Below are 11,977 nucleotides of genomic sequence, written 5' to 3'. Positions count from 1 at the left end.
GTGTTGCCATGATTTATGGCATTTTACGGTATGTTATTGCCATCCTTATTGGGACGGCTGCATACGTAGGCATGGACAATTTAGCCCCTATTATTGATCCCTATTTAGTAACGCACTTTGCAAGTTTTGGTGATATGTCGCTAACAGTAGCGCGAATTGCTGTAGTTGTGGTGGGTACAATTTTAGGTATTATAATCGGCTATTTTGTGTCGTCTTTTATTTTAAAACAAGGTTTAGTTATTGCGAGACGATTGGAACGTGTATTGACCCATATTCCTAATCAAGAGTTAATTGCAGGCACCATTGGTTTATTATTTGGTCTTATTATTGCTAATTTAATTGGTGTAGCATTTAATCAAGTTCCTATTATAGGTCCGTATATTTCCATCATTTTGAGTGCCATTTTTGGTTATAGCGGTGTGCGATTAATGGCCCGAAAAGGACCTGAAATGTACTTGAATTATATGAGACAATGGAAACGTGGCGAATTAAGCACAAAAAAATCAAAAGGCTTTAAGGTGTTTGGTTCCAATAAGGCAAGCGATAATAATGGAAGCTCTAAACTGCTTGATACATCTGTTATCATCGATGGGAGAATCAAGGACTTATGTGCTACAGGCTTCATTGAAGGTCCATTAGTGGTACCTCTATTTGTATTAAATGAATTGCAAATTATTTCTGACTCTGCAGATGCAATGAAACGAAATCGGGGACGTCGTGGTTTAGATATTTTGAAAGAGATGCAAGATGCCAAGGTGGTAACTATTGAAATTGTAGAGGATGATTACGATGACTTACAAGAGGTTGACTCAAAACTCATGCGTTTAGCCTTAGAAAAACAATGGAAACTAATGACTAACGATTTTAATCTAAACAAAGTTGCCCGTGTACAAGGAATTAAGGTTTTAAATCTAAATGAATTAGCTAATGTATTAAAGCCAGTCCTCATTGCCGGTGAATGGATTCGCGTTCAAGTGATGAAAGAAGGTAAAGAAGTACAACAAGGAGTGGCATACTTAGATGATGGTACTATGATCGTTGTTGAAGATGGTCGCCCTTATGTGGGACAAGAGGTAGAGGTTATGGTTACATCTATTTTGCAAACAAGTGCAGGACGCATGATCTTCGCACGTGTTGATGGAGGTAAGCATGAGTAAGGTTAGTTGTATCGTTCTTGCTGCTGGAGCTGGTCGTCGCATGGGACATGAGGAGAATAAAATATTTATTAAACTCGGTTCTAAATCAATTATTCAGTGGACGTTAAGTCATATTAATCAAGTCAAGGATATTGATGAAGTAATACTTGTTGTTGCTGATGGTGAAGCATCCTACATGAATCAACATATTGAATCATTACAACTTTCAAAATCGATACAAATAATTAAGGGGGGCAAAGAACGGCAAGATTCTGTATATGCAGGTTTACAGGCTGTTAGTGATGATACAGATATCATTCTCGTTCATGATGGGGCCCGTCCTTTAGCAAAGCCTGAGTTGTTTCAATCTGTAATTGAAGGTGCTCGCATTCATGGTGCAGTAACTATTGGTGTACCATCTACAGATACTATTAAGCGTGTTGATATCGATGGACAGGTTTTAGAAACCTTGAATCGCAATGAGTTGATGAATATTCAAACGCCACAAGGTTTTCTAAAAGATATATTCAAAGAGGCTCAGGAAACGGCTAAGCGTGATGCTTATTTGGGAACGGATGATGTGTCCTTAGTTGAGTATATTGGCAAAGATGTGTATATTTTGGATGGTGATTATGAGAACATCAAGGTTACCACACCAAACGATATAGCGGTAGCTAAACGATATTTAGGCATTAAGGAGCAACGTATGCGTGTAGGTTATGGTTATGATATCCACCAACTAAAGGAAGGGCGTCCTTGCATTTTGGGCGGTGTTCATATTGAATCACCCATTGGTCCAGACGGTCATTCCGATGCAGATGTATTGATTCATGCGTTGATGGATGCCTTACTTGGTGCTGCTGGTTTAAAGGATATCGGCTATTATTTTCCACCAGAAGATGATGCTTATAAAGGGATTTCTAGCATGATTTTATTAAAACATGTTAATTCCCTGTTGAAAGAACAAGGCTTAGAAGCCTATAATATAGATATTATGGTTATTTCTGAAACACCAAAATTAAAACCTCACATCGATACGATGAAGGCGAATTTACAGGCCGTTTTAGATATCCCATTAGATCGCATTAGTATTAAAGCTACTACCAATGAAATGCTGGGCGCTATCGGGCGTCGTGAAGGTATTGCAGCACAGGCGGTAGTTTCCGTATATGAAGGAGAGGTTTAATTATGAAGGTACGTTTTGCACCAAGTCCAACAGGTCCATTTCATATTGGCGGGGCTCGATCCGCTCTATTTAACTGGCTATTAGCACGTAAGGAAGAAGGCACATTTGTATTGCGCATTGAAGATACTGATTTGGCACGTTCCACACGTGAAAGTGAAGAAAATATCAAAGCTTCTTTACAATGGCTTGGTATGAATTGGGATGAAGGTGTTGATGTAGGTGGTGAAAATGGCCCGTATCGTCAAACAGAACGTCTTGATTTATATAAAGAAGTAACACAACGTTTACTTGATGAAGATAAAGCTTATGAATGTTTCTGCTCCGCTGAAGAACTAGATGAAGTTCGTCAAGCCCAAATGGAACGCGGTGAAACTCCTAAATACAATGGTCATTGCTGCCATTTATCAGAAGAAGAAAAAGAAAAATACCGTGCAGAAGGTAGAAAACCGACAATTCGCCTTCGTGTACCATTGAATAAAACCTATGCATTCGATGATATGGTTCGTGGTCATGTGTCCTTCGAATCCAATGGTGTAGGTGATTTCGTTATCGTTAAATCTGATGGTATTCCTGTATATAACTTTGCCGTTGTTATGGACGATCACATGATGAAAATCACTCATGTAATTCGTGCAGAAGAACATTTATCTAACACACCACGCCAGATGGCCATCTACGAAGCCCTTGGCTGGGATGTGCCGGTTTTTGGTCACATTTCCTTGATTCTCGGTAAAGATTACAAGAAAATGTCCAAGCGTCATGGTGCTACATCTGTTGAACAATATAAACAATTGGGCTATTTACCAGAAGCACTTGTAAACTTCTTAGCACTTCTTGGATGGGCTCCAGAAGGGGAAGAGGAATTCTTCACACAAGATGAATTGATTCAAGCGTTCTCCATGGATCGTGTAGCAAAAAATCCAGCCGTATTTGATATCGATAAATTGAATCATATCAACTTCCATTACATGAAGAATTTGAGCGATGAAGAATTATTCCATCTTTGCTTACCTCATTTAAAAGAGGTTGGCCTTGCTCCAGATAGCATGAACCAACAAGATATCGATCGATTGACATTGCTATGCACTACATTCCGTGATCATATTAGCTATGGTGCTCAAATTAAGGACCATGTTGGTATGTTCATGGGGGAAACAGTATTCCTCGAAGAAGGTCATGAAGAAGAATTGCGTGCTGTATTGAACGAAGAAACTGCACCAACTGTTCTTAATGCTTTCCGCAATGCATTGGCTGAACTTGATGAGATTACACCAGAGGTCGTAAAAACAACTATTAAGGCCGTTATGAAAGAAACTGCTTTGAAGGGTAAATTTGTATTCATGCCAATTCGCGTGGCTTTAACAGGTCAAATGCATGGCCCAGATTTGAATAATATCGTTACCTTACTAGGTAAAGAGAAATGCTTACATAACTTAGACAATGTAAGTGCGCTAACTAAATAATCATTATATTATGTCTATTCAAAGGCTCTCACGATTTTGTTGTGAGAGCCTTTCTTGTATATATTCTATAGAACTTTACAGGTTCTATCTTCGCAGGCATTTGCAGAAAACATGATAATCAAGACAAATTAGAGTATGCTTAATTACCAATATTTCTAATCTGTCTACACTCGATATATTTGATAATTGCTATCAAACATATCGAGTGATAAAATCTCTATTCTCATAACTTAATATATGTTTCATACAGTTGCTATATGGGCGTATATATGGGGGAGAAGAATAGGGATTTTTCTTGTAATTATTGACATTCTTTAGCATTATTGGTAAAATTATTTCATATCTAAATAGAGGTTATACATTAACAGCAGAGATTGAAAGAAGTACTCTACGACTAACTTTTTAGCGAGAACCGATGGTGAAAGGGTTTAAGGATAGGTAGACGAAATGCATTCATGAGCTGGCATTCCGATTATAGGTAGGTTTGTCCGGTCACGCGCCGTTATGCGTTGAGTGGGTATTTTTGTGATACCTAACAGAGTGGAACCGCGGACCATCGTCTCTGTATGAGATGAGAGGTCTTTTTTTATTTTATAGGACATGGAGGCATCGGTAACGATGAGAGAAATTACAGTTTATAATACAATGACGCGCCAAAAAGAGGTGTTTACTCCAGTAACGCCAGGTGAAGCGAAGATGTATGTATGTGGCGTAACACCATATAATCATCCTCACATTGGCAATGCTCGTCCTTTCGTAACTTGGGACGTAATCCGTCGCTACATGAAGCATGTAGGATATAAAGTGACTTATGTACAAAATTTTACCGATGTAGATGATAAAATCATTAATACATCTAATGGTGAAGGCGTAGCGTGGGACGTAATTGCTAATCGCTATATTGATAGCTACTTTGAAGTCATGGATGCACTTGGTGTGGAGCGTGCTGACGTATATCCACGTGTATCTACACATATTCCTGATATCATTAAAATGATTGCAACCCTTATTGAAAAGGGCTATGCCTATGAGTTAGATGGCGACGTGTATTTCAGCGTTGAAAGATTCGAGCATTATGGTGAATTATCTGGCCGTACCTTAGATGATATGGAGGCTGGTGCCCGTATCGAAGTCGATGGCCGTAAAAAGAATCCTATGGACTTTGCGCTTTGGAAATCTGCCAAACCAGGCGAACCATTCTGGGAAAGTCCTTGGGGCAATGGTCGTCCGGGTTGGCATATTGAATGTTCCGCTATGAGCCAAAAATATTTAGGAGAAGAGTTTGATTTCCATGGCGGTGGCAGTGACTTAATATTCCCTCATCATGAAAATGAAATTGCTCAATCCGAAGGTTGTTCTGGACATCATCCATCTGTAAAATACTGGTTACATAATGGTTTTATTACTATTAATTCCGAAAAAATGTCTAAATCTTTGAATAATTTCTTCTTAGTGAAAGACATTTTAGAACAATATAGTCCAGATGCATTGCGTTATTTCTTATTAAGCACACATTATCGTAGCCCATTGGATTTCTCTGATGAACGATTAGAAGAAGCTAATAAATCCTTAGAACGTCTTAATACAGCTATTGAAAATTTATTATACCTTGAAAAATGTGAGCCTGGTTCTTGTGAAGATGCAGAACGTTTATTAGAACAGGCTAAAGTATATGAAGAAGAATTTGAAACTGCAATGAGTGATGATTTCAACACTGCATTAGCTACATCTAGTATGTTTGGTCTTGCTAAGGAAATTAATATTTACTATCAAGTTGTAACAGGTAGAGAAGGTGTTGTTTGCCAAGATGCTATCGCAGAGGTAAAACGTATCTTCAAATTTATGACAGAGGTCATTGGCGTATTAGAAAAAGCTTGGGAAGGTAATACTGGTGCTGACGCAGCAGAATACGAACAATTGATGGATGTTATTCTCTCTGTTCGTCAAGCATGCCGTGAACAAAAGCAATGGGCTCTTGCGGATTGCATTCGTGATCGATTAGCGGAAATTGGCATTACTATTGAGGATTCTCCAACAGGAGCACGGTGGAAAAAGCGTGAAATTTAAACAATTTCAATTCTTGAAACAAGAAGCCATTAAAAAATTAATACTTTTGGATACAGAGCATAGCTCTTTTGTACCTAAATCAGCATCTGAAGTGATAGCTTCAGATGCTGTCATGTTGGCATATATTGGTGATGCTGTTTATTCCATGTATATTAGACAACGTGTGGTAGAAATGAGTATTTCTAAGGTACAGGTTTTACATACTCTAGTTACCGAGTTTATTTGCGCAAAATCACAGTCTAAGGCATTTGAACAATTGGAATCGATTCTTACAGAAGATGAACAAACTATTGCTAGGCGAGCTCGCAATAGTAATGTGAATGTACCTAAAAGCAGCTCCGTTCGAGAATACCGAAATAGTACAGCCTTTGAAGCAGTCCTTGGGTTCTTATATGAATCAGGTCAGCAAGACCGCCTTAACGAGTTAATGCAAGAGGCCTATTCTATTACATTAAGAGGACTTTCACATGGATAATTATATTGTAGGCAGAAATGCCGTAAAAGAAGCATTAAAAGCAGGACGCTCAATACAACGGATTTTAGTTAGTGAAGATAAGGTTAAAACGGGTTTGTCAGATATTGTAGGCCTTGCAAAATCGAAGGGGGTTGAGATACGCCCTACGCCTATTAAGCAAATGAATCGCTATGAAACAGACGTACCACATCAAGGTGTAATTGCCTTTGTAAATGCGGTAGAGTTTAAAGAACTTGGCGAAGTGCTACAAGAATCTAATCAAGAGACCCCATTACTTATTCTGACAGATGGTGTAGAAGATCCCCATAACATGGGGGCTATTATTCGTACCGCTGAATGCGTGGGGGCTACAGCCGTATTGATTCCAAAACGCCATAATGCACCTATCAATGCTACAGTCGCTAAAACATCAGCTGGTGCAGTAGAGCAAATTCCACTCGTCCAAGTGGGCAATGTAGCTCAAACGATTAAACAGTTGCAAAAACAAGGCTTTTGGGTTCTTGGGGCGCATATGGAAGGTGACCGTACCTTATATGAAGCTGATTTAACAATACCTACAGTTCTTGTTATCGGAAATGAAGGCAAGGGAATTAGTCGCGTTGTAAAGGAAGCTTGTGATTTCCTAGTTACTATTCCTATGTATGGTAATTTGAATTCCTTAAATGCATCTGTAGCGGCAGCTATTCTTATGTATGAAGCAGTTCGTCAACGGACTATAAAGGCAAAATAGAGGTGCTCTATGTTAAAGGATATATTAATCGTTGATGGATATAATGTCATCTTCGCATGGCAAAGTTTAAAAAATTTGGCTAATGAATCCTTGGAACACGCACGTATGGAATTGCGTAATCTGTTACTAAACTATGGTAAATTTAAAGGTTATGAAGTCATTCTTGTTTTTGATGGTAAATATACTAAATCAATAGCGAGCATTGAAGAGATAACAAAAGGGTTTATAGAAGTTTATACTGATGATGGTGAAACGGCAGATTCCTTTATTGAACGAGAGGTATTCTTGCGTAAGGGCAAGTATACAAATGTGTATGTTGTAACATCTGATGGTGCCGAACAGAATCAAATATTAGGTTCTGGTGGCCTTAGGATACCTGCAAGAGAGTTGCAAAATGATGTGCGTCTTGCTAAACAAGAGGAACGATTACAATATACTCATAAGCATCACCGTGATCAAATGGTACTTAGAAGAAATGAAGTATATGACCATTTAGCTCCCGATGTGGCTGAAAAATTAGAAGCCATACGTAGAGGTACTAAATAAGTAGTACAGATAGACATAACGCAGTGATGAGAATTAGTTTCTAATTCATAAATATTGCAGAACATATATAATTCAAGTATAATAACATATATTGGTATTTCTACAATATGTGATTGTATGGAGGACCTATGAACAATATTCATATGCGCCAGTCCGATTACAATTTCAAGGAAATGACCGATGAGCAAGTTGTGGTCATAGCTCAACAAGAGCAAAATGAGTTTGCAATCGACTATATAGTCAATAAATATAAAAATTTTGTACGTGCCAAAGCGCGTACCTATTTTCTCGTAGGCGCCGATCGAGATGATATTATTCAAGAAGGCATGATTGGTCTGTATAAGGCTACTCGTGATTTTAGACATGATAAATTAGCCTCTTTCCGTGCCTTTGCAGAGTTATGTATTACAAGGCAAATTATTACGGCTATCAAATCTGCAACGCGTCAAAAGCACGCACCACTAAATTCTTATATTTCTTTAAATAAGCCTGTGTACACAGAAGAATCCGAACGGACCTTGTTAGAAATGCTTTCATCAGCACGCAATACAAATCCTGAGGAATTAATCATCAGTCAAGAGGAATTAGATGATATAGAGAAAAACATTGGTCATATTTTAAGTGATTTAGAGTGGCAAGTGTTAGAAGGTTATTTAGACGGTAAATCATATCAAGAAATGGCAAATGGTACTGAGCGCAGTATCAAATCTATTGATAATGCTTTACAAAGGGTTAAACGTAAATTAGAGAAGTTTTTAGAGCATCGTGTATTAGATGTTTCTACACAGGAAGGATGACTATTGTGACAAATTTTTTAATGGTTTTAGAAATCATTGTGTCTGTATTATTGATTGTGGTTGTTATTGCTCAATCCAGTAAAAGTTCTGGTATGGGTGGTGCTGTATCTGGTACTGCTGATTCTTCATTCGGCGGTAAAGCACGTGGTTTAGACGGGTTTTTAGCTCGTTGCACAATCTTTTTAGGTATTATCTTTGCTGTGTTGAGCTTAGTTCTAGGGGCAATGATTAACCAATACTAATTTGAAAGCCTGCCTAGCAGGCTTTTCTTTTTTTAGTTTGAAATTTATACGAAATAATATATAAAGGAGGTGTTTGTATGAAGGAAAAGGTGTTAGCTTTTTATAAATCTATTTATCCCCATACATATCATATAGAGGATGCGGCTATGGATTGTCATATTAAGGGCGGTCGTGAATTAGATGCCTTTATGGATGCGGCTAAAGAGCTATTAAAAGAAGGCCGTCTAAGCTTTATCCGTAGAGATGTGTATGCGTTTAATAACGATACAGAAATCATTGAAGGCATTTACAAGGGGTATAGAAAATCTTTTGGCTTTGTTATAACGGCACCTAATGAAGAAGATGTATATATAGCTGAACAAAATAAGGGAACTGCTATGCACAATGATAAGGTTAGGGTACGCATTGTTGCATCTAGTGATTCACACCATAAACGTGAAGGCGTAGTGACTGAAGTCATAGAACGGGCTAATGAAACCGTTGTAGGCACCTATGACAGACAGCATTCCTTTGGATTTGTCATCCCTGATGATGAACGATTGGGAACAGACATTTACGTTGACTTACATGATACCTTAGATGCTCGTAGTGGTGCTAAGGTGCTTGTAAAAATTATCAAATGGCCAGAAGGCGATAAGAAACCAGAAGGTGTCATTACAGAAGTATTGGGCTATAAAGGTGACGTAGGCCTCGATATTAACTGTATTATGGCTAACTATAGTTTGCCATTTTCTTTTCCAGACGAGGTTGTGAAAGCGAGTCAACATATCAACACAACCATTACAGATGATCCTAAACGTTGGGATTTACGCGACGTGCCAATGGTTACCATCGATGGAGAAGATGCAAAGGACCTAGATGATGCCGTAAGTGGTCGTAAACTCGATAATGGTAACTATGAATTAGGTGTACATATTGCCGATGTAAGCCATTATGTTTTGTCACAAAAGGCTATCGATAGAGAGGCCTATAAACGCGGTACATCTGTCTATCTAGTAGACAGAGTTATCCCCATGTTACCAGAGGTACTATCCAATGGTATCTGTAGCTTAAACGCTGGCGAAGATCGGTATGCCATGACCTGTATGATGGAAATTGATACAAATGGTAAGGTTGTTAATTACCGGATTCAACCATCTATCATCCATGTGAATCGCCGTTGCAGTTATAAAGAGATTTATAAAGCATTAACCGAAGATATTATTCCTGATGACTTGGCACCTCTTATGCCGATGATTCACAATTTATCCGACATCGCAAAAACTTTAAATGATATGCGCCGTCGTCGTGGTGCATTGGATTTTGATTTCCCTGAATATAAGGTGCTTTTAGATACAGAAGGCACACCATTGCGCATTGTACGTCGCGACCGGACATTAGCAGAACGACTTATTGAAGAATGTATGCTTATCGCCAATGAAACGGTAGCTACTCATCTAAAGAATACAAACCGTACGAGTGTATATCGTATCCATGAAACACCGAGCGAAGAAAAGATGAGTATGTATCAAAAGGTACTCAATTATTTAGGTCAAGATATTCGATTGCGACTCGATGAATTGGAACCTCGTGTGTTCCAACAAATTCTCGATGCTGTTAAGGGAACTGATGTTGAACAAGTAGCACAAATCATGACATTGCGTTCCATGCAACAAGCTAAATATAGCATAGATAATGCAGGTCATTTTGGGTTGGCTTCGAAATGCTACACACACTTTACATCGCCTATTAGAAGATATCCAGATCTCATGGTACATCGCTTATTAAAAGCTGATATGGGATGGCCTGATGGATATGCAAACCGCGATACTAAAACAGAATTTTTAGAACGTGCTGCTGTGCATTCTTCAGAACGTGAACAAGTGGCTGTAGCTGCTGAGCGCGACACAGTCGATTTAAAGAAAACCCAATACATGGTTCCATTTATTGGCGAAGTCTTTGAAGGCAAGATTTCTAGCATTACGTCCTTTGGAATGTTCGTAGAACTAGATAATGGTATAGATGGACTTGTCCATATGAACATGATGACTGATGATTACTATTTTTACGATGAAGAGCATTTCTTGCTCGTCGGTAAACGTACTGGTCAAATCTATCATTTGGGTGATACAGTAACGGTTACACTGGTGAAAGCCGATGTAGAAAAGCGTCAAATCGACTTTGTTCTAGGCGAAGTAGACAATCTCATGAGAATTCAGGAAATAATGAAAAATTCTGAAGGCTATGTAGGTGCTAGGGAAAAGAAACCATTTGGGCGTTCTGGTATTTCAAAGCAATTAAAACGAAGAGGCAAGGGCCAAAGTAAATCTTCAAAAACTAGAGATAAACGTTCTAACATATCTGGTCCGAAAAAATCTAAAAAGGGTCGTAAAGATTCTAAGAAGAAAGTAAAAAAACGTAAACGATAAGAATATATGTTAAAAGTATTGTGAGGTGACTATGGCAAAGAAAGATGCTCCATCATTAATTGCTGATAACCGCAAGGCACGTCATGATTTTAATATTCATGAAACCTATGAGGCTGGTATCGCATTGACAGGAACAGAAATCAAATCGATTCGACAAGGTAAATTGAACCTTAAAGATAGCTTTATTCGTATTGATAAGGGGGAAATGCTTCTCTATGGGGTTCATATCAGCCCATATGAGCAAGGGAATCGCTTCAATCACGAACCTGAACGAACTCGTAAGCTATTAATGCATAAAGCAGAAATTAAAAAATTATTCCAACAAGTGAAAGAAAAGGGATTCTCTCTAATTCCTTTGAACTTTCATTTTAGTCGTGGATATGTAAAGGTAACCGTAGGCCTTGTGACAGGTAAAAAGTTATACGATAAACGCCAAGATATGGCGGAACGAGATGCAAAACGAGATATTGCTAAACGTTTGAAAGAACAACAAAAATACTGATATATAATAGGAGGATGTTTAGTGGAAGTTAATCAATACTTTTATAGTTTGGCAAAAATATCAGCTCAAAAAGCAGCTGAAAACGGAGTGCATGTAGATCCTAAATTTATATATACTCAATGGTACATTGAAACTGGTGGGTTTACATCTCAACTACAAGCCACTCACCATAATTTAGGCGGTGTTACAGCATCAGATGGTAGTTGGAGACATTTTACTGATTTTGTTGATTTTGCCAATTATTTTGGTAATTATCTAACCTATTATAGAGAGGATGGCATGACGAATGCTACATCTCTGTATTCGTATATCAATGCATTGTACAATGGCGGATATTTTACAGCAGATTTTAATTCCTATTATGGATCTGTATTACAGGTTTTTAATACAATCAATTTTTAACTATTTTATGGGACTGTTTTCAG

At 38.1% G+C, this 11,977-nt stretch carries 12 protein-coding genes and 1 other annotated feature; all 12 genes read left to right on the top strand.

What is annotated here, in order from left to right; translation table 11 throughout:
• Positions 1-8 precede the first annotated feature (8 nt).
• The 12 genes from VTHSUH11_RS08075 (at position 9) to VTHSUH11_RS08020 (ending at position 11,954) form a co-directional block, all read left to right on the top strand.
• Positions 9-1,157: a PIN/TRAM domain-containing protein gene (locus VTHSUH11_RS08075; protein ID WP_059362798.1), complete on the top strand. Its 1,149-nt coding sequence runs from the start codon at positions 9-11 to the stop codon at positions 1,155-1,157.
• Positions 1,150-2,322 (top strand): 2-C-methyl-D-erythritol 4-phosphate cytidylyltransferase, encoded by a 1,173-nt coding sequence (gene ispD, locus VTHSUH11_RS08070; protein ID WP_059362795.1) that lies wholly within the window; start codon positions 1,150-1,152, stop codon positions 2,320-2,322. Before VTHSUH11_RS08075 ends, ispD begins: the two co-directional genes overlap by 8 nt.
• A 2-nt stretch (positions 2,323-2,324) precedes the next feature.
• Positions 2,325-3,785 (top strand): glutamate--tRNA ligase, encoded by a 1,461-nt coding sequence (gltX, locus tag VTHSUH11_RS08065; protein WP_105093288.1) that lies wholly within the window; start codon positions 2,325-2,327, stop codon positions 3,783-3,785.
• A 361-nt stretch (positions 3,786-4,146) separates the two neighbouring features.
• Positions 4,147-4,352, top strand: a binding site (T-box leader).
• Between the two features lie 51 nt (positions 4,353-4,403).
• On the top strand, positions 4,404-5,852 hold the full coding sequence (gene cysS, locus VTHSUH11_RS08060) for a cysteine--tRNA ligase (protein ID WP_105093287.1): 1,449 nt from the start codon (positions 4,404-4,406) through the stop codon (positions 5,850-5,852).
• The gene (locus tag VTHSUH11_RS08055) at positions 5,842-6,327 is read left to right on the top strand and encodes a Mini-ribonuclease 3 (protein ID WP_059362788.1); all 486 of its coding nucleotides are present in this window, start codon (positions 5,842-5,844) and stop codon (positions 6,325-6,327) included. The genes cysS and VTHSUH11_RS08055 overlap by 11 nt, the downstream gene beginning before the upstream one ends.
• Positions 6,320-7,057, top strand: a complete 738-nt coding sequence (gene rlmB / locus VTHSUH11_RS08050; protein ID WP_105093286.1) for a 23S rRNA (guanosine(2251)-2'-O)-methyltransferase RlmB — start codon at positions 6,320-6,322, stop codon at positions 7,055-7,057. Before VTHSUH11_RS08055 ends, rlmB begins: the two co-directional genes overlap by 8 nt.
• Before the next feature lie 9 nt (positions 7,058-7,066).
• Positions 7,067-7,603, top strand: a complete 537-nt coding sequence (locus VTHSUH11_RS08045) for an NYN domain-containing protein (protein ID WP_059362779.1) — start codon at positions 7,067-7,069, stop codon at positions 7,601-7,603.
• Between the two features lie 128 nt (positions 7,604-7,731).
• Complete coding sequence (gene sigH, locus VTHSUH11_RS08040) at positions 7,732-8,400, top strand: RNA polymerase sporulation sigma factor SigH (RefSeq protein ID WP_105093285.1); 669 nt, start codon at positions 7,732-7,734, stop codon at positions 8,398-8,400.
• 5 nt (positions 8,401-8,405) lie between these two features.
• Complete coding sequence (gene secG, locus VTHSUH11_RS08035; RefSeq protein ID WP_059362925.1) at positions 8,406-8,642, top strand: preprotein translocase subunit SecG; 237 nt, start codon at positions 8,406-8,408, stop codon at positions 8,640-8,642.
• A 77-nt stretch (positions 8,643-8,719) separates the two neighbouring features.
• Positions 8,720-11,050, top strand: a complete 2,331-nt coding sequence (gene rnr, locus VTHSUH11_RS08030; RefSeq protein WP_105093284.1) for a ribonuclease R — start codon at positions 8,720-8,722, stop codon at positions 11,048-11,050.
• 31 nt (positions 11,051-11,081) lie between these two features.
• The gene (gene smpB, locus VTHSUH11_RS08025) at positions 11,082-11,552 is read left to right on the top strand and encodes an SsrA-binding protein SmpB (protein ID WP_059362771.1); all 471 of its coding nucleotides are present in this window, start codon (positions 11,082-11,084) and stop codon (positions 11,550-11,552) included.
• A 21-nt stretch (positions 11,553-11,573) separates the two neighbouring features.
• Entirely contained in the window at positions 11,574-11,954 is a 381-nt protein-coding gene (locus VTHSUH11_RS08020; protein ID WP_059362768.1) for a glucosaminidase domain-containing protein, read from the top strand.
• The last annotated feature ends 23 nt before the right edge of the window (positions 11,955-11,977 follow it).

The sequence above is a fragment of the Veillonella tobetsuensis genome (assembly GCF_002959935.1).
Taxonomy (GTDB): Bacteria; Bacillota; Negativicutes; order Veillonellales; family Veillonellaceae; genus Veillonella; species Veillonella tobetsuensis.
The sequence above is the reverse complement of the archived record's forward strand: the minus strand, read 5'-3'. Positions and strand labels throughout refer to the sequence as shown.